Source organism: Jiangella alkaliphila (assembly GCF_900105925.1).
GTDB lineage: Bacteria > Actinomycetota > Actinomycetes > Jiangellales > Jiangellaceae > Jiangella > Jiangella alkaliphila.
On sequence record NZ_LT629791.1, the window covers coordinates 12772 to 33319 of the forward strand.

Sequence of the window (20548 nt, forward strand, 5' to 3'; positions counted from 1 at the left end):
GGGCAGCAGAACACGACCGCCGCGAGCCAACTGAATGGGTCGCGGCGGTCGGCGGGCGGTGAGCCGTCAGCAACGGCTCACCGGAGCGAGCTCATGCGTCGGTGGTCTCCGCCGCACGCACCTTCGAGGGGTCGAGCGGGATGCTCGGGCCCATGGTGGTGGTCAGCGTCGCCTTGCGGATGTAGCGGCCCTTCGAGGCCGACGGCTTGAGCCGGTTGACCTCGTCGAGCGCGGCGGCGTAGTTCTCGGCGAGCGCCTGCTCGCTGAACGACGTCTTGCCGATGATGAAGTGCAGGTTCGCGTGCCGGTCGACCCGGAACTCGATCTTGCCGCCCTTGATCTCGGAGACGGCCTTCTCGACGTCCATGGTGACGGTGCCGGTCTTCGGGTTCGGCATCAGGCCGCGCGGGCCGAGCACCCGGCCCAGCCGGCCGACCTTGCCCATGAGGTCGGGCGTCGCGACGACGGCGTCGAAGTCGAGGCGGCCCTTCTGGACCTCTTCGACCAGCTCGTCGCTGCCGACGATGTCGGCGCCCGCCGCCTTGGCCTCCTCGGCCTTCGGGCCGACGGCGAAGACCAGGACCCGGGCGGTCTTGCCGGTGCCGTGCGGGAGGTTGACGGTGCCGCGGACCATCTGGTCGGCCTTGCGGGGGTCGACGCCCAGCCGCAGAGCGACCTCGACGGTCGCGTCGTACTTGGTGCTGGAGGTCTCGCGGGCCAGCTTGACGGCCTCGGCGGGGTGGTACAGGTGGTCGCGGTCGATCTTCTCGGCCGCGGCGCGGTAGGACTTGCTGCGCTTCATGTCATCTCCTCGTGTTCCTGGAGTCGTGGTGCGGGCCCAGCGCTGGGACCCTCCCACTGGCCGGCCGGGCTGCCCGGCCGGCGGTTCAGTCGGTGACCGTGACGCCCATCTGCCGGGCGGTGCCCGCGATGATCTTCTGGGCGGCCTCGATGTCGTTGGCGTTGAGGTCGGGCATCTTCTGCTCGGCGATGGCCCGCAACTGCTCGCGGCTGATCGACGCGACCTTGGTCTTCTGCGGCTCGCCCGAGCCCTTCTCGACGCCGGCGGCCTTGAGGATCAGCTTGGCGGCCGGCGGGGTCTTCGTGACGAAGGTGAAGGAACGGTCCTCGTAGACCGTGATCTCCACCGGGATCACGTTGCCGCGCTGCGACTCGGTGGCCGCGTTGTACGCCTTGCAGAACTCCATGATGTTGACGCCGTGCTGGCCCAACGCCGGGCCGACCGGCGGTGCGGGCGTCGCCTGGCCGGCCTGGATCTGGAGCTTGATCAGGCCTGCGACCTTCTTCTTCGCTGGCATTCCTCGGGTCCTTGTCGTGATGGTGATGCTGTCCCATGCGCACCGGATGGCGCGCGCGGGGCCGTCAGAGCTTCTGGATCTGGTTGAACGAGAGCTCGACGGGGGTCTCGCGGCCGAAGATCTCGACCAGTCCCTTGATCTTCTGGGAGTCGGCGTTGATCTCGTTGATGGTCGCGTGCAGAGTGGCGAACGGCCCGTCGACGACCATGACGGAGTCACCGACCTCGAAGTCTACGACCTCGACCTGCTTCTTCTCCTCCGCCGGCTTGGCCTGCTCGGCCACCTGCGGAGCGAGCCAGCGCTCGACCTCGTCGAGACCCAGCGGGATCGGCTGGTGCGCGTGGCCGACGAATCCGGTGACGGCCGGGGTGTTGCGGACCGCGGACCACGACTCGTCGGTCATGTCCATGCGCACCAGCACGTAGCCGGGGAAGCGGTTGCGCTTCACCAGGCGGCGCTGGCCGTTCTTGATCTCGGCCACCTCTTCGGTGGGGACCTCGATCTCGAAGATGAAGTCCTCCATGTTGAGGCTGCCGATGCGGTTCTCCAGGTTGGCCCGGACCCTGTTCTCCATGCCGGAGTAGGTCTGGACGACGAACCACTCGCCCGGCTTGGCGCGCAGCACCCGGCGGAACTCCGCCAGCGGGTCGGACTCTTCGGACTCGACGCTGTCGGCGGCCTCGTCTGCGGCGGACTCCGCCTCGGTGGCAGCCTCAGCCGGACCGGGCTCGCCCTCGGGCGACTCCTCGGTCTCGACGTCCTCGATGGTCGACTCGTGCTCGGACACTGTGTGCGCTTCTTCCTCCTGGATGCGGCTGACCACGGGATCGATCAGCCGAAGATCTCGAACATCGCCCAGCCCAGCCCCAGATCGAGCAGCGAGACGACAGTGATCATGATCGTCACGAAGACGAGCACGACCGCCGTGTACGTCAGCAGCTGCTTGCGGGTCGGGTAGACGACCTTCCGCAGCTCGGCCACGACCTGGCGGGTCCAGAGCGAGAGTCGGGCGAACGGCCCGCGGCGCCGGGGCGAACGCGGACGCTCGGGTGTAGCGGTCCTGCCGCTGGTCTCCGTCACGTGCTACCTCGCTGACTCTGGAACGTCGCCCGGGACCGGACTTCGTCGTCGATCAGGCCGCTGGGTGTGGCGACCTCGCAGGGCAGGAGGGACTTGAACCCCCAACCGCCGGTTTTGGAGACCGGTGCTCTACCAATTGAGCTACTGCCCTTCGAGCGGACGTAGTAGTCCCAGCCATCGACGTGCGGGCACGCTTCGGCTGGGGGTCCGACGACCACCCAAGAGTGAGAGTGTACGGGGTGAGGGGTGTCCCGGTCGAACTCGCTGCGGAGAGCGCTCGTCACCACCACAGACGTCATAACGCGAGCGGCCGGCGGTCCGTTCCCCTCCGGGACTGGTGATCGCTGGCGCCGCCGGTCGCGGATCTCTACTGTCGGAGGCGATGGCGGCCGACCGCGAGGTCTGACGCCAGTCTCGATGACCAGTGGGCCCGCGACCGGGACGGAGCATCGGTATGAGCGGCACGGCGGACCCGCCCACGAGCGCCGGCAGCGCCGAGGAGCTGCGGCCGCCCCGCGACGTCGTCCTCGCCGTCCGGCTCATGTACGCCGGCGCCGCGCTGACGGCGCTGCTCGGCCTGCTGCGGGTCATCGACCCCGACGCCTACGACGACGCCCTCGACACCTCGTCCGGCACGTCCGCGCGCGGCTCGTACGTCGCGTTCCTCTTCGTCGTCGCGGTGATCTGGCTGCTGGTGGCCCGCTACTGCGGCCGCGGCAGCCGGCGGGCCCGGTGGTCCGCGACGATCTTCGCCGTCCTGTACCTCGCCTCCGTCGTGGGCGCGCTCGCGCTCGAGCCGCGGCTGGACCTCTACAACGTGGTGAGCGTTCTCATCGCGGTGGTCGCGGCCGCGGTGGTCTGGCTGCTGTACCGGCCCGATTCCCGGCGATGGTTCCTGCGTACACACCCTCCGACCAGCTAGTGTGCGGTGCTTGACAGGCACCCCGTCGAGACGATGGAGAATCGACCATGAGTGGCACCACCCCGCCGCCGGGATCCGGTCCGGGCGAGGACGAGAACCCGTACGCGCAGTCGGGCGAGAACCGGCCGCCTGAGCAGCCGTGGGCGTCCACGCCGCCCAGTGGCCCGCCGGCGTGGAGCGGGCCGGCCGGCGGGGGTGCCTCGGCCTGGGGCGACCCTGCTCCGCCGTCCGAGCCGCCGGCGTCCATCCGGCGCGCCGTCATCCTCATGTACGTCGGCGCGGCGTTGTCGGTGCTCGGCCTGCTGTTCACGCTGCTGGCCCGCGACTCCATCCGCGACGCGATCGAGGACAACGACAGCAGCCTCAGCGCCGACGACGTCGACGCCGCCACCAACCTCATCGTCGGGGTGGGTGTCGTCGTCGGCATCCTCGGCGCGGCGCTCTGGCTGTGGATGGCCTACGCCAACAAGGCCGGCCGGTCGTGGGCTCGCGTGGTCGCCACCGTGCTCGGTGGTCTGAACATCCTGTTCACGCTGTTCTCGCTGAGCGGTGGCGGCGGCCTCAACATCATCATCAACGTGGTGACCATCGCGCTGGCGGCGTACATCCTGTATCTGCTGTACCGGCCGGAGTCCAGCGCCTACTACGCCGCCGTCAGCGGCAAGCGGCGCTGACGTCGTCCAATCCGCGCAACCCCTTGGCGTCGGATGAGCATGGCCGAGGTCGTATGAGGGAGATCAGAGAACCACTTGGCGCGGCGCGGCGAGGTGATGCCAGGATGGACGGCATGACCTCGCCTGCGCCCGCCGGCGCCCGCCCCCGCGTCTCTGCCCGCATCGCCGCCATCGCCGAGTCGGCCACGCTCGCGGTCGATGCGAAGGCGAAGGCGCTGAAGGCGGCGGGGCGCCCGGTCATCGGCTTCGGGGCCGGCGAGCCCGATTTCCCGACCCCCGACTACATCGTCGAGGCGGCCGTCGAGGCCTGCCGCGACCCCCGCAACCACCGCTATACCCCGGCCGGCGGCCTGCCTGAGCTGAAGCAGGCCGTCGCGGCGAAGACGGCGCGCGACTCCGGCTACCAGGTCGAGCCGGCCCAGGTGCTCATCACCAACGGCGGCAAGCAGGCCGTCTACGAGGCCTTCGCGGCGCTGCTGGACCCGGGCGACGAGGTCCTCATGCCGACGCCGTACTGGACCACCTATCCCGAGTCGATCGCGCTGGCCGGCGGCGTCCCCGTCGAGGTGCTGGCCGACGAGACCACGGGCTACCGCGTCAGCGTCGAGCAGCTCGAGGCCGCCCGCACGCCGCGCACGAAGGTGCTGCTGTTCGTGTCGCCGTCGAACCCGACCGGCGCGGTGTACTCCCCCGAGGCGGTCCGCGAGATCGGCCGGTGGGCGCACGAGCACGGCCTGTGGGTCGTCACCGACGAGATCTACGAGCACCTCGTCTACGGCGGCGCCACGTTCTCGTCCATCGTCGTCGAGGTGCCCGAGCTGGCCGACACCTGCGTCGTCGTCAACGGCGTCGCCAAGACGTACGCGATGACCGGCTGGCGGGTCGGCTGGATGATCGCCCCGAAGGACGTCGTCAAGGCCGCGGGCAACCTGCAGTCGCACGCCACGTCCAACGTCTCCAACGTCGCGCAGCGGGCCGCGCTGGCCGCCGTCTCGGGCGACCTGTCCGCCGTCGCGCGCATGCGCGAGGCGTTCGACCGCCGGCGCCGCACCATCGTGTCGATGCTCAACGACATCGACGGCGTCTACTGCCCCGAGCCCGAGGGCGCGTTCTACGTCTACCCGTCAGTGAAGGACGTGCTCGGCCGGACCATCGCCGGGCGCACGCCGAAGACCAGCGCCGAGCTCGCCGAGCTGATCCTCGAGGAGGTCGAGGTCGCGGTGGTGCCGGGCGAGGCGTTCGGGCCTAGCGGCTACCTGCGGCTGTCGTACGCCCTGGGCGACGACGACCTCGCCGAGGGCGTCGGGCGGATCCAGCGGCTGCTCGGCTGAGCTCGCGGCGGTGACCGGACCAGCTCCTCGCGACCTGCGGGCCCTGCCCAAGGCGCATCTGCACCTGCACTTCACCGGCTCGATGCGGCACTCGACGCTGCTCGAGCTGGCCGACGAGCACGGCGTGCGGCTGCCCGACTCGCTGCGCGAGGACTGGCCGCCGCTGCTGTCGGCGGCCGACGAGAAGGGCTGGTTCCGGTTCCAGCGGCTGTACGACCTCGCCCGGTCGGTGCTGCGGACGGAGTCCGACGTGCGCCGCCTGGTGGCCGAGGCGGCGGAGGACGAGGCGGCCGAGGGCTCGGGCTGGCTGGAGATCCAGGTCGACCCGTCCGGCTACGGCGGCCGCTTCGGCGGCATCACGGCCTTCACCGACCTCGTCCTCGACGCCGCGCGGTCCGCGTCGGCGACGACGGGGGTGGGGATCGCCGTGGTCATCGCGGCGAACCGGACCCGGCATCCGCTCGACGCCCGCACGCTGGCCCGGCTGGCCGTGCAGTACGCAGGCCGCGGCGTCGTCGGGTTCGGGCTCTCCAACGACGAGCGCCGCGGCGTCATCGCCGAGTTCGCGCCGGCCTTCACCATAGCCGGCCGCGCCGACCTGCTCTCCGTCCCCCACGGCGGCGAGCTGCGCGGCCCCGACAGCGCCCGCGCCTGCCTCGACGACCTCCACGCCGACCGGCTGGGGCACGGTATCCGCTCGGCCGAGGACCCCGCGCTGGTCCGGCGGGTCGTCGAGTTGCAGATCACCCTGGAGGTCTGCCCAGCCTCCAACGTCAGCCTCGGCGTCTACGCGACGCCCGAGGACGTGCCACTGCGCGCGCTGGCCGACGCGGGGGCGCGCATCGCCCTGGGCGCCGACGACCCGCTGCTGTTCGGGTCGCGGCTGCTGGACCAGTACGAGACCGCCCGGCACGTGCACGGCTTCTCCGACGCGGAGCTGGCCGCGCTGGCCCGCGGCTCCATCGAGGGCTCCGCCGCCCCGTCCGACGTCCGCAAAGTCCTCCTCGAAGGCGTCGACGCCTGGCTGACGTCCTGAGGTCCTCGCTCGCAGCGTTGGCCGGGGGGTTGCCGAGTTAGGCGTCCCCCTGCTGCCCATTGTCTTAGCCGCGCACCCGCGCCTCAAGCGGACTATGGGGCGCTTCGCGCCGTCGATGACCGCTTGACCCGCGCGCACGCGGCCTAAGAACTGGCAGCTATCAGGGGGACGGGGAAGAACCGGGCACACCTCGATCTAGGTCACCGTCGTCCCGGCCGCCAGATGCTCAATAAACCGGCCGATACCCGAATTCCGGCGAGTGCGGGCCAGATCCGGGCAGTACGCGCCGGAAATTCGAGTATCCGCCCGTTTCACCAGCACGACGGTGAGACCTCACCCGCCACCGAGGCACCTCACCCGCCACAACACCACACCCGGGCGCCGAACCGGCCGCTATCCGGTCCTCACGCGAGTGAGGTACTCCCCACGCGAGTGAGGACCGTCGCCACACTCCCCCCGTCCCCCTGATAGTTGCCAGTTCTTAGAGGGCGTCTGATCCGTTGATGTTCTGGTTGTGAGGTTGGCTGGTGTTCGGGTCCTCGTTCTTGGGCGGGTGGTGTGGTAGGGCTCGTCGTTGTGATGTCCAGGGCGCCGTACCGTAGCGATCTGTCCGATGCCCGGTGGGCGCTGATCGAGCCGGTCATGTCCGGGTGGCGTGCGGCCCGGCGCGGGCTGGGGATCAGTGAGCCCGTCCATGACCTGCGAGAGATCGTCAACGCGATCTTGTACGTGAACCGGACCGGCATCGCCTGGGAGTACTTGCCGCACGATTTCCCGCCGTTCAAGACCGTCTATGACTACTACGCCAAGTGGGAGAAGGACGGGACGACGGAGAAGATCCATGACCTGCTGCGCGGCACGGCGCGCGCAGCGGCCGGGCGGGCCAGTGAGCCCAGCGCGGCGATCCTGGACGCGCAGTCGGTGAAGACGTCGTCGAATGTGGCCGAGTCCGATCAGGGCATCGATGCGGGCAAGAAGATCAAGGGACGCAAGCGGCATATCGCCACCGACACGCTGGGGCTGCTGCTGGTGGTGTTGATCACCGCGGCCAGCGTGCACGACACCGCAGGTGGGCGTGACCTGGTTGATCGCCTCGCCGATCGCCACGCGGGCGTGTCCAAGGCTTGGGTGGACCGCGGCTACCGCGCCAGCGTCGCCCAGCGTGGTGTCGATCGCGGTATCGACGTTCAGGTCGTCCAGAAAGACCCCGGGCTGAAGGGCTTCCACCCGACTCTGCGCTGGCCCGTGGAGCGCACCTTCGGCTGGCTGATGCTGCATCGTCGATTAGTCCGAGATTACGAGACGCTCCCAGAACGTTCCCGCACCATGATCCACTGGGCGATGATCGACAACATGAGCCGCCGGATCACCGGCGAAACCATCCAAACCTGGCGCGACGAACCAGCCAACTCAGGCGCACCCCCACAGATCTAGACCAGACGCCCTCTTAGACCGGGGACGCGCGGGTCAAGTCCAAGGCCCCCACCACAGCGAACAGCAAACAGTCAAAGGCCGCGGACTTGAGGCGCGCGTCCCCGGCTAAGCCTCGATCCGTGGACTGGCTGGCTGGTCGTTCGGTGTGGTGACGAAGAAAGTGCCTTCTGTGCAGGGAGGATCTGGATTGTCTAGGTCCTGATCGCCACTGCTGCGGAAGGCACTCTCGGTGCGACTATCTCACGTCTGGTCGAAGGCGATGCCGAGGTTCGATGACGAGAATCTCGTGTCGTGCGCGGGGCTGGTGCCGGTGATGGCCTTGGCCGAGCAGGCTGGCCTGTCCGAGCTGATCTCGTCCAAGGTCGCGGTCGGCTCGGTGAGGGTGAAGTCGGCCGGCGTGAACCCGGCGGGCAAGATCACCTCGATCGTGGCGGGGATGGCTGCCGGCGCGGACTGCATCGACGATCTGGACGTGGTCCGTTCCGGCGGGATGGGCCGGTTGTTCGGCGGCGTGTATGCGCCGGCCACGCTGGGGCAGTTCCTGCGGGAGTTCACCCATGGCCATGCCCTGCAGTTGGCCTCGGTCGCGCGGGCGCATCTGGTCGGCCTCGTCACGACGACGGGGCTGTTGCCCGGGATCGGGACTCGGGCGTTCGTCGACATCGATTCGCTGCTGCGCCCGGTCTACGGGCACGCCAAGCAGGGCGCCAGCTTCGGGCACACCAAGATCGCCGGGCGGCAGGTGCTCCGCAAGGGCCTGTCGCCGCTGGCCACCAGCATCAGTACCGAGCACGGTGCGCCGGTGGTGGCCGGGATCCGGCTACGGGCCGGGCGGGCCGGTTCCGGGAAGGGCGCGGCGACGATGGTCGCCGAGGCGATCCGGACCGCCCGCGCCGCCGGCGCGGCGGGTGAGATCCTGGTCCGCGGTGATTCGGCCTACGGCAACAGCGTCGTCGTCGGCGCCTGCGTGAGGGCGGGGGCCCGGTTCTCCGTGGCGCTGACCAAGAACCGTGCGGTGAGCAGGGCGATCGCGACCATCCCCGCCGACGCGTGGACACCGGTGCACTACCCCGGCGCGGTCGTCGACCCGGACACCGGGCAGTTGATCTCCGACGCCCACGTCGCCGAAGTACCGTTCACCGCGTTCGGCTCCAAGGCCAAGAAGCACCAGGTCACCGCCCGGCTGATCGTGCGCCGGGTCCGCGACCGCGCCAAGACCGATGAACTGTTCCCGGTCTGGCGGCACCACCCGTTCTTCACCGACAACACCGAACCGACCGCCGACGCGGACATCACCCACCGCGCGCACGCGATCATCGAGACCGTGTTCGCCGACCTCATCGACGGGCCGCTGGCCCACCTGCCGTCTGGCCGGTTCGCCGCGAACGCCGCCTGGGCGACCTGCGCCGCGATGACCCACAACCTGCTCCGCGCCGCCGGCACCCTGACCAGTCCGCGGCATGCCGTCGCGCGCGGCGCGACACTGCGCCGACAGATCGTCACCGTGCCCGCCCGGCTGGCCCGCCCGCAACGCCGCCGCGTGTTGCACCTGCCCACGCACTGGCCCTGGGCCCAGCAGTGGACCCGCCTCTGGAACCACGTGCTCGCCACCGGGCCACCCGCCGCGGCGGCCTGACCGTCGACCACCGCCCGCACCGGGCCCCGACCGGACACCGACACGTGGAAGAGCTGGGCAGACCAGCCGACCAGCCCTGCCCACGACCCCGATCAAGATCAACAGTCAGGAGCGAAGATCACCCGATAGCCCTTCCACGGATCGAGGCTAAGAAAATGGGCAGCAGGGGGACGGCCAACCTCAGGCAGGAACGGCGGCCGGGGCGACCAGCTCGTCGAGGATGGCGGGGCCGCCGGAGCGCTGGTACCACTCGTACCCGTACGCCTCGTCGAAGCCGGCGTGGCCGAGCGACTCGGGGCTGACCTGGCTGGCGTGCACGGCGATGGCGGCCCGCTTGACGTTCACCTCGGCGGCCGAGCCGCTGATGCGCAGGGCGACGTCGGCGGAGGGGACGCCGAAGGGCAGCCCGGTCGCCTCGGCGGCGGCGTGGATGAGGTGCGACCGGGTGACGCGGTCGTGCAGGTGGTCGCGGTCGACGGTGGACTGGTAGGCCGCGACGCCGGTGAGCCGCGCGGCCGCGGCGCCGATGCGGTGCGCCGCCAGGTGGTCCGGGTGCCCGTAGATGCCGCGCCCGTCGTCGTGGACGAGGGCCTCGGCGGACTCCTCCTCGATCAGGGCGGCGACGCGGCGGGCGACGCGCCCGGGGTCGGCCGCGGCGAGGGCATCGGGGTGGACGTTGTCGGCGGCGCCGGGCAGTCCGGAGTCGCGGGCGCCGAGCAGCACCAGTCGCTGCACGCCCAGCAACGCCGCCGCGCTCTCCAGTTCGGCGACCCGGCGCTGCGCCATCGTCTCGCCGGGGGCGAGCGGCACGTGCACCTCGCCGAGCTCGCCGAGCGTGGCCGTGACCAGCACGACCCGCGCGCCGGCGTCGGCCAGCCGGCGCATCGTCACGCCGGTGAAGATCGCTTCGTCGTCGGGATGAGCGTGGAGGACGAGGACGGTGCGCCCGCTGAGGGACGAGAGGTTCGTGAACATTCCTGCCTGCTGTGGTGACGGGGCCGGCTGCCGCCGGGCCCGGGGATGGTCGGGTCGCGGGTGAGGTTCAGCGACAGCGACAACAGCAGGGCATGCCGAGGACCGCCGGGACGGCGGTACGGGTCGGCATGGCGATCACGAGCGCAGAGTCTGCCACATCAGCGCGCGCTCGTGCACCCCGTTTGGGCGCTCAGGCGTCGACGAGTTCAGCCGCGGCCTCGGCGCGCCGGTCGTAGGAGTCGCGCGCGGCGGCGATCTCCCGCTGGTGGTCCTCGGTCCACCGGACCAGTGCCTCGATGGTGACGTGCAGCGTGGCGCCGAGCGGCGTCAGCTCGTAGTCGACCCGCGGCGGCACGACGGGGTAGACGGTGCGCAGCACCAGGCCGTCGCGCTCGAGCTGGCGCAGGGTGACCGTCAGCATGCGCTGGCTGATGCCGTCGATGCGCCGGCGCAGTTCGGTGAAGCGCAGGCTGCGGCCCTCGAGCAGCGCGATGACGAGTAGCGACCACTTGTCCGCGATGCGGTCGAGGATCTGCCGGACGTCGCAGTCTTCGCGCGGGTCCCACTGCTGGCAGCCGTCGGTTCCCTGGGAGTGACCGGGTGACTTCGAAGTGCCTTCTTCCATAGTCATCCATAGTGCCGGATGATGCGATTAGTTACAAGAGGGAACTGACTGTCGGTTCGATAACCGTGAAGGAGCTCTTCCGTGCCAACTCCATCGGCACAGCCAGACCGGCTCACCGCACGCGGCTGGGCCATCCTGCTCGTACTGAGCAGCGCGATCTTCCTCGAAGGCATCGACATCTCGATGATGGGCGTCGCGCTGCCCTCGATCCGCGCCGACCTCGGCATGTCCACGTCATCCCTGCAGTGGGTGGTCAGCGCCTACGTGCTCGGCTACGGCGGGTTCGTGCTGCTCGGCGGGCGCGCCGCCGACCTGCTGGGGCGGCGCCGGATGTTCGTGCTCTGGCTGACCGTCTTCCTGCTCTTCTCCGGCCTCGGCGGCCTGGCCACCGACGGCTGGATGCTGATCGTCGCGCGGTTCGCCACCGGCGTCGCGGCCGCGTTCATGACGCCGGCCGGCCTGTCCATCATCACGACGACGTTCGCCGAAGGGCCGCAGCGGAACCGGGCGCTGCTCATCTACGCGGGCATCGCGGCCGGCGGCTTCTCGCTCGGCATGGTCACCGGCGGGCTGCTGACGTCGATCGATTGGCGCTGGGTGTTCTTCGCGCCGGTGCTGATGGCCGCGGCCATCCTGGTGGTTGCGCTGCGGCTGGTCCCGCACGACACCCCGGCGGCGCGGACGAGCGGTGGCTACGACGTCGGCGGCACGCTCAGCCTCACCGTGGCGATGCTGCTGCTCGTCTACACCGTCGTCATGCTGCCCGAGGTGGGCGCCGGGTCGACGGTGTTGACGGCGGCCACGGGGCTGGCGCTGCTGGCGCTGTTCGTGACGATCGAGCGCCGGTCGCGTACGCCGCTGCTGCGGCTCGGCCTGCTCCGGTCCGCGCCGCTCGTTCGGGCCAACCTGGGCGCGATGCTGCTGGTCGGCGGGTTCGTCGGCTTCCAGTTCATCGCCGTGCTCTACCTGCAGGAGTTCCGCGGCTGGTCGGAGACGCAGACCGGGCTGGCGCTGATGATCCTCGGGCTGGACGCGATCCTGGCGCCGACGCTGACGCCGGTGCTGGTGCGCCGGTTCGGGAACGCGACGGTGGTCGTGGCCGGCCTGGCGCTGGCCGTCGTGGCGTACGCGCTGTTCCTGCGGGTCGGCGCGGACTGGACCTACGCCGCGATGCTGCCGTCGTTCCTGGTCCTCAGCACGGCGTTCGCGCTGGCCTACGGCCCGCTGACGATCGCCGCCACGGACGGCGTCGCCGAGGAGGAGCAGGGGCTGGCCAGCGGCGTGCTGACGACGTCGTTCCAGTTCGGCTCGGCGCTCGGACTGGCCGTCGTGTCCGCGGTCGTCGTCGCGGGCAGCGGCACGGAGGGCGCCGGGCTGGACACGTTCCGGACGGCGCTGCTGGTCCCGCTGGCCGCCGCGGTGATCGGCGTCCTCGTCACCGGGTCAGGGCTGCGACGGCGGACGCGCACGGCCGCACCCACGGAGCCGGCCGAGCTCATCGCCGCGGAGGTCTCCGCGTGAGCGCCGGCGTGACGGACAGCCCGGACCGGTCGGTCGCGGAGCACGTGCGCCGCTACCTCGCGACCGACGGCCGCGACGGCTACCTGGAGGGCGGGGTGCCGAACCTGGTGCTGACGGTGACCGGCCGGACCAGCGGGCGCCGGTACCGCACCGGCCTGTTCTTCGGCACCGACGGCGACCGGTACGTCCTGGTGGCGTCAGGCTCGGTCATCACCGCGAGCCACCCGTCGTGGTACCGGAACCTGGTCGCGAACCCCTCCGTCGAGGTGCAGGTCAAGGGCGAACGGTTCGCCGCGACGGCCCGGGCGGCGGAGGGCGCCGAGCGGCAGCGGCTGTGGGACCTGATGACCGGCCTGGCGCCGGTCTTCCACGAGTACGCGGCGCGCAGCCCTCGCACGATCCCGGTGGTGGTGCTCGAGCGCACCTAGGATGAACGGGTGACCGGGGACGTCGTGACGACCGAGCGGCTCATCGTGCGCCCGCCCGAAGAGGCCGACCGAGCCCGGTTCGTCCAGCTCTTCAGCGACCACGACTTCATGGTGTTCTACCCGGAGACCCTCACCGAGGAGCAGGCGCAGGCCCGCTTCGACCACATGACCGACGTCTGCCGGACGATCCCGTTCGGCAAGCAGCCGGTGGTCGAGCGGGCCTCCGGGCGCGTCATCGGCTACACCGGCGTCGACCACATCGAGGTCGAGGGCCGCGACTGGCTGGAGTGGGGCTACCGGCTGGTTCCGGACGTCAGAGGGCTCGGGTACGCGACCGAGGCGAGCCTGGCGCTGCTGGCCAAGGCCCGCGAGACGTACGTCGGCGAGCTGCTGGCGATCATCGACCCGGAGAACATCGCGTCCCAGCAGGTCTGCCGCAAGCTCGGCTTCACGTACTGGAAGCAGGGGCCGGTCGACGGCGAGGTCCGGAACCTCTACACGCTGACACTGGGCAAGGACTAGGGCGTGTCTCCCAAGTCCATGGCCTACTGCGCGACGTCGAGACTTGGGAGACACGCCCTAGAGCTCGCAGCCGACCAGCGTGGGCTCGGGCGCCAGCTCGATGCCGAACGCGGCGCGCACGCCGTCGCGCACCTCGCGGGCCAGGGCGAGCAGGTCGGCGGTGCTGGCCTCGCCGCGGTTGGTCAGGGCCAGCGTGTGCTTGGTCGATAGCGAGACGTCGGCGCGGCCGCCGGTGTAGCCGCGGCCGAAGCCGGCGTGCTCGATCAGCCAGGCCGCGCTGGACTTGACCAGGCCGTCGGCGGCCGGGAACCGGGGCGCGGCGTCGGGCAGCGCCGCGGCCTGCGCATCGGTGAGGACCGGGTTGGTGAAGAACGAGCCCGCGCTCCAGGTGTCGTGGTCGGCGGCGTCGAGCACCATCCCCTTGCCGGCCCGCAGCGCCAGCACGGCGGCACGGACGTCGGCCAGCGGCGCCCGCTCGCCGGCGGCGATGCCGAGCCGGCGGGCCAGCTCCGCGTAGGCGACCGGCCGGCCGAGGTCCCCCTCGCGCAGCTGGTAGCTGACGGTGAGCACGACGTAGCGCTCGGACCCCTTGAACCGGCTGTCACGGTAGGCGAAGCGGCAGTCGGCGTTGGCGAAGGTGCGGACGCGGCGGTCCTGACGGTCGTAGGTGCGCACCGTCCACAGCGTCTGCGCGACCTCCTGGCCGTAGGCGCCGACGTTCTGCATCGGGGTGGCGCCGACCAGGCCGGGGATGCCGGACAGCGCCTCGAGGCCGGGCCACTCGTTCGCGACGGTGTAGGCGACGAGGTCGTCCCACGGCTCGCCGGCGGCCGCCGTCAGCAACACGCCACCGCAGGCAGCGAGCGCGTCGCTGTCGCAGGAGGCGCTCGCGTCGATGTCGATGCCGCGGGTGCCGACCAGCACCACGGTCCCGTCGAAACCGGCGTCGCCGACGACCAGGTTGGAGCCGCCGCCGACCAGCAGCACCGGCTCGCCGCGCTCGTCGCAGTCGCGGACCAGGCCGATCAGGTCGCCCTCGGTGGTGGCTTCGACGACGCGCTTGGCCGGGCCGCCCAGCCGCAGCGTCGTCAGGCCGGCGAGGGAGGCGTCGGTCCGCTCGCGCATCGTCCCGGCCTCCGTGGTCACGGCACCGACGGGCGGTCGGCCGGCAGCCGGCACAGCGCCCGGGCCTGCGTGAGCACCTTCTGCTCGTCGACCTTGACGGTCAGCTCGAGCGCCACCAGGCCGTCGTCGCGGACGTCGGTGACGACGGCGGCGACCCGCACGGCCACGCCGATGTCGTCGTCGGGGACGACCACCGGGCGGGCGAAGCGGACGCCGTACTCGACCACCGCGGCGGGGTCGCCCAGCCAGTCGGTGAGCAGGCGGCCGGCCAGCCCCATGGTGAGCATGCCGTGCGCGATGACCCCGGGCAGCCCGACGGACATGGCCACACGCTCGTTCCAGTGGATCGGGTTGAAGTCGCCAGAGGCACCGGCGTACCGGACCAGGTTCTCGCGAGTGACCCAATACGTCTGATCGGCGACGACGTCGCCGACGGCCAGCTGCTCGGTCACCCGCTCAGTCACTGGCGTCTCCCCCGTCGAAATCCTCGGGCCGCACCAGCAGGGTGGCCTCGGAGAGGCAGATCTCCGAGCCGTCGTCGCCCCGGACCTCGGTGCGGATCTTCAGCAGGTCGTTGCCGGCGACGGCGCGGACGCCGTCGAGCCGGGTGGTCGCCTCGACGTGGCTGCCGACCGGCAGCGGCCGCGAGTAGGTGAAGCGCTGGTCGACGTGCACGACCCGGGCGAACTCGATGCCCAGGTCCTTCATCAGCAGGTCGAAACCGTTCATCACGATGATCATCACGAAGGTGGGCGGCGCGACGACGTCGCCGTGCCCGTAGTCGCGCGCCGCAGCGGTGTCGACGTACGCCGGGTTCGCGTCGCCGATCGCCTCCGCGAACTCGCGGATCTTCTCCCGGCTCACTTCATAGATCTGGGGAGGGTAGACCCGTCCGACGACCGAGGGATCAATGGGCATGCGCTGACGTTACCGTCACCAGGGCCGGGCTCCGACGGGAGACCCTGGCCACGAGCCTGTGCGCGAACGCGTCAGCGGGTCTCGCGGTGGACGGTGTGCGTGCGGCAGCGCGGGCAGAACTTCTTCAAGTCGAGCCGGTCGGGGTCGTTGCGCCGGTTCTTCTTGGTGATGTAGTTCCGCTCCTTGCACTCCGTGCAGGCCATGGTGATCTTCGGGCGGATGTCAGCGCTCTTGGCGGCCACGGGTGCCTCTTTCGGGGACGTCTGGATCGTCGGAACCGTGCAAGGGTACCCGACGTGGTCACGTCTCACCCAATCGAGCGAGCCGGCCGCCGGGCTGGTGTGTAGCGGGGGCGGGATTCGAACCCGCGACACAACGATTATGAGCCGTTTGCTCTAACCACCTGAGCTACCCCGCCGAAGGGGAGTCGGCGCCGCGCAAACGGCGCAGCCTCACCAGAGCCCCAATACGGAATCGAACCGTAGACCTTCTCCTTACCATGGAGACGCTCTGCCGACTGAGCTATTGGGGCGTGCGCCAGATGAGGTTACACAACGTCGGGCCGTGGTGCGAAATCGGCCGTCGGCTGTGCTGGGTGACCTCGAGAGGCGTGGCAGGTGCAGGATTCGAACCTGCGTAGGCTGTGCCGGCTGATTTACAGTCAGCTCCCTTTGGCCGCTCGGGCAACCTGCCGCGGTTCCCGGCCAGTGGCCGGGACCGGATGAGAGAATACATCAGTGCGGAGGGCGCCGGACAATCGGTTCGGGCCCGAGAGATCACGAGGGAGCCAGCGTGGCTAGCGAGTCGTCGTTCGACGTGGTGAGCAAGGTCGACCGGCAGGAGGTGGACAACGCGCTGAACCAGGCGTCGAAGGAGATCTCCCAGCGTTTCGACTTCCGTGGCACCGGCGCCTCGATCCGCTGGCTGGGCGAGCTGGGCATCGAGATGGAGGCCTCCGCCGAGGATCGCGTCAACGCCGTGCTCGACGTCTTCAAGGACAAGCTGGTGAAGCGCAAGGTCTCGCTCAAGGCGCTCGACGCCGGCGAGCCGCGCGCGTCCGGCACCGTCTACAAGATCAACGCGACGCTGCAGGACGGCCTCGACCAGGACCAGGCGAAGAAGATCACCAAGGCCATCCGCGACGACGCGCCCAAGGGCGTGCGCACGCAGGTCCAGGGCGACGAGGTGCGCGTCTCGTCGAAGAGCAAGAACGACCTGCAGGCGGTCATGGCGCTGCTGCGCGAACAGGACTTCGACTTCGCCGTCCAGTTCATCAACTACCGCTGACGACCGTGTTCGCGGGGACTTCGGCCGTGCGCCGGGCTGCGTTCACGACGACGTCGCATCGTCGTCGCAGGACGCCGTTGTGATCGGCTGATGAGAACTCCACTCGCGCGTTCCGTCGCGGCCGCCGTCGCCGCGACCCTGCTGCTCCCGGCAGCCGCGGCCGCCGGAGAAGACCCCCAGGACCACGGGTCGTCCTCGCGCGGCCACGGGTCCGTCACGCATCCGGTGCTCGAGGGCCGGGCCACGCTGTCGGCCGACTACCTGGCGGAGGGGCCCCCGTCGGGCGCCCTGGCGACGCCGGCGAACGGGCGGCAGGGCCCGTGGGACGGCCAGGTCATCCCGGGCTTCTCGGCCATGGTCGACAACGGCGACGGGACGTTCTGGGCGCAGCCCGACAACGGGTTCGGCGCGAAGACCAACTCGGCCGACTTCCTGCTGCGCAACTACCTGGTGCGGCCCGACTGGAACACCGGTGACGGCGGCTCGGGCGAGATCGAGGTCGAGCGGTTCATCTCGTACAACGACCGCAACGGCATGCTGGACTTCCCGATCGTCAACGAGTCGACGTCTGACCGGCTGCTCACCGGCGCCGACTTCGACATCGAGTCGGTCGTGCGGGCCAAGGACGGCACGTTCTGGGTGGGCGAGGAGTTCGGCCCGTTCATCCTGCACTTCGCCGCCGACGGCACGCTGCTGGAGGCACCGTTCCCGCTGCCCGACGGGCTGAAGTCGCCGCAGAGCCCGTACCTGCAGCCGGGCGAGACGCCGCTGGTGCGGTCCAGCCGCGGGTTCGAGGCGATGGCGGCCTCGCCCGACGGCCGGTACCTCTACCCGATCGTCGAGGGCGCCTACACGAACGACCCCGACCAGCGCCGCCGCGAGATCCACGAGTTCGACACCCGCCGCGACCGCTACACCGGCCGCACCTGGAGCTACCAGACGCACCAGGAGGCCAACGTCATCGGTGACGCGTTCACCGTCAGCCGCGGCAAGTTCTGGATCATCGAGCGCGACGACTTCGAGGGCGACCAGTCCGTCGTCAAGCGCATCTACGAGATCGACCTGAACCGCCGCGACCGCGACGGCTACGTCAGCAAGTCGCTGATCCTGGACGCGCTGAGCATCGACAACCCGCTGGGCATCGACGCCGGCGAGGGCTACGGCCTGGGCGAGACGTTCGCGCTGCCGGTCCAGTCGTTCGAGACCGTGCTGCGGCTGAAGGACGGCCGCATGCTGATCGGCAACGACAACAACTACCCGGGCAACGACGCGCGCGTCACCGGCACCCCGGACGACACCGAGATGGCCATCGTCGACCTGCGCCGGGCCCGGCCCACGGACGACGGCGTCACCGTCGTCGGGCACCGCGGCGCGTCGGGCTACCGGCCGGAGCACACACTGGCCGCGTACGAGACCGCGATCCTGCAGTGTGCCGACTACATCGAGCCTGACCTCGTCTCGACGAAGGACGGCATCCTCGTCGCCCGGCACGAGAACGAGATCGGCGGCACCACGGACGTCGCGACCCGACCCGAGTTCGTCAACCGGCGCACGACCAAGGTGATCGACGGCGTCAGCGTCACCGGCTGGTTCACCGAGGACTTCACCCTGGCCGAGCTGCGCACGCTGCGGGCGAAGGAGCGGATCCCCGCGACCCGTCCGGCCAACACCGCGTTCGACGGGCTCTACCAGATCCCGACGCTGGACGAGGTGCTCGACCTCGCCCGTAACTCCCGCACCTGCGACGGCCAGCCGGTCGGCGTCTACCCGGAGACGAAGCACCCGACCTACTTCGACGGCATCGGGCTGTCGCTGGAGGAGCCGCTGGTCGCGCAGCTGAAGGCGAACGGGCTGAACCACCGGAACGCGCCGGTCATCCTGCAGTCGTTCGAGACCGGCAACCTCAAGCAGATGGACCGCATGACCGACGTGCGGATCGCCCAGCTGATCAGCTCCAGCGGCGCGCCGTACGACCTCGTCGCGGCCGGCGACCCGCGCACCTACGCCGACCTCGCGACGGCGTCCGGACTGCGCGCGATCGCCCGCTACGCCGACGGCGTCGGCCTGGAGAAGAACGTCATGATCCCGCGCAACGCCGACGGCACCCTCGGCCAGCCGACCCCGGTGATCCGCAACGCGCACCGGGCCGGCCTGGAGGTGCACGGCTGGACGTTCCGCCGCGAGAACCAGTTCCTGCCCGCGGAGTTCCGCTCGTCCGCCGACCCGAACGGGATCGGTGACATCGAGGGCGAGATCCAGGTGTTCCTGGAGGCCGGCATGGACGGCTTCTTCACCGACAACCCCGACCGCGGCGATGCCGCCGTGGAGGAGTTCGAGGACTGACCGCCCTTCGCTGCTCGCCGGCGCCCGGTCCGTGCACCCCGCACGGGCCGGGCGCCGTCGTTCTGCCTTGGCAAGCCTCGCCCCGCCAACGTACGATGATGGGTGCCAAGGGCAGTAGCCCGAGGAAGTGAGCCCCGCAGTCGTCCGGACGGTCGGTGAGCGGGGCATCGCGCTGTCTAGGGCCAGATCGCCACGCTGTAGGCCGAGACCGGTCTCGCCAGCGCCGAGGGCGAGTTGCTACGGCCAGAGCAGCAGCAACTCGCCCTTCACACCAGGCAGCCGATGGCGGGTGGATCACTGGCGCAGTAGCACCAGCAAACTGCCCGCCGCACCCAGGACGCCGCCACCAGCCGACCGCGTCGGCCACACAGCAGCAGGTCCTCGCTGGCGCCCAGGTGCCGGTATCCCGTGTCGCAGGCGTGGATCGAGAGACAAAATGGCCTGGAGGTCACCAGATCGTCGTCAGCGGCGGTAGCCGGCCCGCTGCTCCAGCCGGGCGACCCGTTCGGCCATCGGCGGGTGCGACGCGAAGAGCTTGGCGATGCCGGTCTGCTGCAGCGGGCTGGCGATCATCAGGTGGCTGGTGGCGACGATGTCGCGCTCAGGCGGCAACACCAGGCGCCGCGTGCTGGCGTCGAGCTTGCGCAGCGCCGCGGCCAGGCCGAGCGGGTCGCCGGTGATGCGGCTGGCCTCGGCGTCGGCCCCGTACTCGCGAGCCGGGGTGACGGACGCGCGCACCACGGCGGCGGCGAGCGGCCCGAGCACCGCCAGCAGCGCCCGCCCCACCGGGCCGGACTGACCGCCGTCGCGGCCGCCGAAGACGCGCAGGCCGGCGGCGACCATGACGACGCTGGCCACCGCGCCCGCCAATGACGAGACGACGGTGTCGCCGCGGCGGATGTGGGCGAGCTCGTGCCCGATGACGGCGCGCAGCTCGCGCTCGTCGAGCAGCTCGAGGATCCCCTCGGTGCAGCAGACGGCGGCATGTGCGGGGTCGCGGCCGGTCGCGAACGCGTTCACCGCGCGGGTCGGGCTGACGTAGAGGCGCGGCATCGGCACCCGCGCGGGCGTCGTCAGCTGGCGCACGACCCGGTGCAGCACCGGCTGCTCGGCCTCGCTGACCGGGTAGGCCCGCATGGCCCGCAGCGCGATCGCGTCGGAGCGCAGCACGACGTAGCAGTTCAGCCCCACGACGACGACCGCGGCCACGACCAGGCCGGTCGGGCCGAACCACGAACCGGCCAGCAGCCCCAGGGCCGACAGCCCGGCCAGCAGCACCACGGCCTTCACACGATTGCGTTGCACGTCCACCTCTCGGGCGCCCGTCGCGACGAGCACGGCGCCCTGCGGATCAACGCGCGGTGGACCTGCG

Annotated in this window: 22 protein-coding genes and 4 tRNA genes; 11 read left to right on the forward strand and 15 right to left on the reverse strand. The window is 70.7% G+C overall.

The features are described 5' to 3' along the window. Positions 1–91: 91 nt before the first annotated feature. The 5 genes from rplA to BLV05_RS00055 all read right to left on the reverse strand — a co-directional run bounded on the left by rplA (position 92) and on the right by BLV05_RS00055 (position 2550). Entirely contained in the window at positions 92–802 is a 711-nt protein-coding gene (gene rplA / locus BLV05_RS00035) for a 50S ribosomal protein L1 (protein WP_046772607.1), read from the reverse strand. 85 nt (positions 803–887) lie between these two features. Then, positions 888–1319, reverse strand: coding sequence for a 50S ribosomal protein L11 (gene rplK / locus BLV05_RS00040; protein ID WP_046772606.1), 432 nt, complete (start codon positions 1317–1319; stop codon positions 888–890). 64 nt (positions 1320–1383) lie between these two features. Then, the gene (nusG, locus tag BLV05_RS00045; protein WP_046772649.1) at positions 1384–2106 is read right to left on the reverse strand and encodes a transcription termination/antitermination protein NusG; all 723 of its coding nucleotides are present in this window, start codon (positions 2104–2106) and stop codon (positions 1384–1386) included. Between the two features lie 44 nt (positions 2107–2150). Beyond that, positions 2151–2399, reverse strand: a complete 249-nt coding sequence (gene secE, locus BLV05_RS38065; RefSeq protein ID WP_046772605.1) for a preprotein translocase subunit SecE — start codon at positions 2397–2399, stop codon at positions 2151–2153. A gap of 78 nt (positions 2400–2477) precedes the next feature. Next, a tRNA-Trp gene (locus tag BLV05_RS00055) sits at positions 2478–2550 on the reverse strand. 303 nt (positions 2551–2853) lie between these two features. Between BLV05_RS00055 and BLV05_RS00060 the strand changes: the two genes are divergently transcribed. The 6 genes from BLV05_RS00060 to BLV05_RS00085 all read left to right on the forward strand — a co-directional run bounded on the left by BLV05_RS00060 (position 2854) and on the right by BLV05_RS00085 (position 9432). After that, on the forward strand, positions 2854–3321 hold the full coding sequence (locus BLV05_RS00060) for a hypothetical protein (protein ID WP_046772604.1): 468 nt from the start codon (positions 2854–2856) through the stop codon (positions 3319–3321). A 47-nt stretch (positions 3322–3368) separates the two neighbouring features. Further along, positions 3369–3995, forward strand: a complete 627-nt coding sequence (locus tag BLV05_RS00065; protein WP_046772603.1) for a hypothetical protein — start codon at positions 3369–3371, stop codon at positions 3993–3995. 104 nt (positions 3996–4099) lie between these two features. Beyond that, a complete protein-coding gene (locus BLV05_RS00070; RefSeq protein WP_046772602.1) occupies positions 4100–5326 on the forward strand; it encodes a pyridoxal phosphate-dependent aminotransferase in 1227 nt (408 codons plus the stop codon). A gap of 10 nt (positions 5327–5336) precedes the next feature. After that, complete coding sequence (locus tag BLV05_RS00075; protein ID WP_046772601.1) at positions 5337–6362, forward strand: adenosine deaminase; 1026 nt, start codon at positions 5337–5339, stop codon at positions 6360–6362. A 576-nt stretch (positions 6363–6938) separates the two neighbouring features. Further along, positions 6939–7796 carry an IS5 family transposase gene (locus BLV05_RS00080; protein WP_157524380.1) on the forward strand — a complete coding sequence of 286 codons (858 nt, stop codon included), beginning with the start codon at positions 6939–6941 and terminating at the stop codon, positions 7794–7796. A gap of 229 nt (positions 7797–8025) precedes the next feature. Next, positions 8026–9432 carry an IS1380 family transposase gene (locus BLV05_RS00085; RefSeq protein WP_172860593.1) on the forward strand — a complete coding sequence of 469 codons (1407 nt, stop codon included), beginning with the start codon at positions 8026–8028 and terminating at the stop codon, positions 9430–9432. Between the two features lie 180 nt (positions 9433–9612). On the opposite strand, the gene BLV05_RS00090 is transcribed toward BLV05_RS00085, so the two are convergent. Both BLV05_RS00090 and BLV05_RS00095 read right to left on the reverse strand, forming a co-directional pair. Beyond that, the gene (locus BLV05_RS00090) at positions 9613–10407 is read right to left on the reverse strand and encodes a PIG-L family deacetylase (RefSeq protein WP_046768213.1); all 795 of its coding nucleotides are present in this window, start codon (positions 10405–10407) and stop codon (positions 9613–9615) included. Positions 10408–10597: 190 nt separating this feature from the next. Then, complete coding sequence (locus tag BLV05_RS00095; RefSeq protein WP_046768214.1) at positions 10598–11032, reverse strand: winged helix-turn-helix transcriptional regulator; 435 nt, start codon at positions 11030–11032, stop codon at positions 10598–10600. An 81-nt stretch (positions 11033–11113) separates the two neighbouring features. Here BLV05_RS00095 and BLV05_RS00100 point away from each other — a divergent pair, with 81 nt between their 5' ends. The 3 genes from BLV05_RS00100 to BLV05_RS00110 are packed head-to-tail and all read left to right on the forward strand — an operon-like array spanning position 11114 to position 13503. Further along, the gene (locus BLV05_RS00100; RefSeq protein ID WP_046768215.1) at positions 11114–12553 is read left to right on the forward strand and encodes an MFS transporter; all 1440 of its coding nucleotides are present in this window, start codon (positions 11114–11116) and stop codon (positions 12551–12553) included. Further along, positions 12550–12981 (forward strand): nitroreductase/quinone reductase family protein, encoded by a 432-nt coding sequence (locus BLV05_RS00105; protein WP_046768216.1) that lies wholly within the window; start codon positions 12550–12552, stop codon positions 12979–12981. The genes BLV05_RS00100 and BLV05_RS00105 overlap by 4 nt, the downstream gene beginning before the upstream one ends. A gap of 9 nt (positions 12982–12990) precedes the next feature. After that, on the forward strand, positions 12991–13503 hold the full coding sequence (locus BLV05_RS00110; protein ID WP_046768217.1) for a GNAT family N-acetyltransferase: 513 nt from the start codon (positions 12991–12993) through the stop codon (positions 13501–13503). A 57-nt stretch (positions 13504–13560) separates the two neighbouring features. On the opposite strand, the gene BLV05_RS00115 is transcribed toward BLV05_RS00110, so the two are convergent. From BLV05_RS00115 to BLV05_RS00145, 7 genes are all read right to left on the reverse strand, one after another. After that, a complete protein-coding gene (locus tag BLV05_RS00115) occupies positions 13561–14628 on the reverse strand; it encodes a UDP-N-acetylmuramate dehydrogenase (RefSeq protein ID WP_046768367.1) in 1068 nt (355 codons plus the stop codon). A 17-nt stretch (positions 14629–14645) separates the two neighbouring features. Next, a complete protein-coding gene (locus BLV05_RS00120) occupies positions 14646–15092 on the reverse strand; it encodes a MaoC family dehydratase (protein WP_046768218.1) in 447 nt (148 codons plus the stop codon). Continuing rightward, positions 15085–15546 carry an FAS1-like dehydratase domain-containing protein gene (locus tag BLV05_RS00125; RefSeq protein WP_046768219.1) on the reverse strand — a complete coding sequence of 154 codons (462 nt, stop codon included), beginning with the start codon at positions 15544–15546 and terminating at the stop codon, positions 15085–15087. The genes BLV05_RS00120 and BLV05_RS00125 overlap by 8 nt, the downstream gene beginning before the upstream one ends. A gap of 71 nt (positions 15547–15617) precedes the next feature. Beyond that, a complete protein-coding gene (rpmG, locus tag BLV05_RS00130) occupies positions 15618–15749 on the reverse strand; it encodes a 50S ribosomal protein L33 (RefSeq protein WP_221441588.1) in 132 nt (43 codons plus the stop codon). A gap of 141 nt (positions 15750–15890) precedes the next feature. After that, positions 15891–15964, reverse strand: a tRNA-Met gene (locus BLV05_RS00135). Between the two features lie 41 nt (positions 15965–16005). Continuing rightward, positions 16006–16078 (reverse strand) — tRNA-Thr (locus BLV05_RS00140). Between the two features lie 79 nt (positions 16079–16157). Beyond that, positions 16158–16239: transfer RNA gene (locus tag BLV05_RS00145), tRNA-Tyr, on the reverse strand. Between the two features lie 99 nt (positions 16240–16338). Between BLV05_RS00145 and BLV05_RS00150 the strand changes: the two genes are divergently transcribed. After that, positions 16339–16833: a YajQ family cyclic di-GMP-binding protein gene (locus BLV05_RS00150; protein ID WP_046768220.1), complete on the forward strand. Its 495-nt coding sequence runs from the start codon at positions 16339–16341 to the stop codon at positions 16831–16833. A gap of 90 nt (positions 16834–16923) precedes the next feature. Further along, positions 16924–19176: an esterase-like activity of phytase family protein gene (locus BLV05_RS00155; protein ID WP_046768221.1), complete on the forward strand. Its 2253-nt coding sequence runs from the start codon at positions 16924–16926 to the stop codon at positions 19174–19176. Between the two features lie 462 nt (positions 19177–19638). Here BLV05_RS00155 and BLV05_RS00160 read toward each other — a convergent pair whose 3' ends face one another. Next, positions 19639–20487, reverse strand: coding sequence for a M48 family metalloprotease (locus BLV05_RS00160; RefSeq protein WP_046768368.1), 849 nt, complete (start codon positions 20485–20487; stop codon positions 19639–19641). Positions 20488–20548 lie beyond the last annotated feature (61 nt).

What these genes read in the sequence shown, in the direction of transcription:
- BLV05_RS00060 (WP_046772604.1), top strand. Translation starts at nt 2,854, where the DNA reads ATGAGCGGCACGGCGGACCCGCCCACGAGCGCCGGCAGCGCCGAGGAG.
- BLV05_RS00065 (WP_046772603.1), top strand. Translation starts at nt 3,369, where the DNA reads ATGAGTGGCACCACCCCGCCGCCGGGATCCGGTCCGGGCGAGGACGAG.
- rplK (WP_046772606.1), bottom strand. Translation starts at nt 1,319, where the DNA reads ATGCCAGCGAAGAAGAAGGTCGCAGGCCTGATCAAGCTCCAGATCCAG.
- BLV05_RS00090 (WP_046768213.1), bottom strand. Translation starts at nt 10,407, where the DNA reads ATGTTCACGAACCTCTCGTCCCTCAGCGGGCGCACCGTCCTCGTCCTC.
- rplA (WP_046772607.1), bottom strand. Translation starts at nt 802, where the DNA reads ATGAAGCGCAGCAAGTCCTACCGCGCCGCGGCCGAGAAGATCGACCGC.
- BLV05_RS00070 (WP_046772602.1), top strand. Translation starts at nt 4,100, where the DNA reads ATGGACGGCATGACCTCGCCTGCGCCCGCCGGCGCCCGCCCCCGCGTC.
- BLV05_RS00125 (WP_046768219.1), bottom strand. Translation starts at nt 15,546, where the DNA reads ATGCCCATTGATCCCTCGGTCGTCGGACGGGTCTACCCTCCCCAGATC.
- BLV05_RS00115 (WP_046768367.1), bottom strand. Translation starts at nt 14,628, where the DNA reads ATGCGCGAGCGGACCGACGCCTCCCTCGCCGGCCTGACGACGCTGCGG.
- BLV05_RS00095 (WP_046768214.1), bottom strand. Translation starts at nt 11,032, where the DNA reads ATGGAAGAAGGCACTTCGAAGTCACCCGGTCACTCCCAGGGAACCGAC.
- rpmG (WP_221441588.1), bottom strand. Translation starts at nt 15,749, where the DNA reads ATGGCCTGCACGGAGTGCAAGGAGCGGAACTACATCACCAAGAAGAAC.
- BLV05_RS00155 (WP_046768221.1), top strand. Translation starts at nt 16,924, where the DNA reads ATGAGAACTCCACTCGCGCGTTCCGTCGCGGCCGCCGTCGCCGCGACC.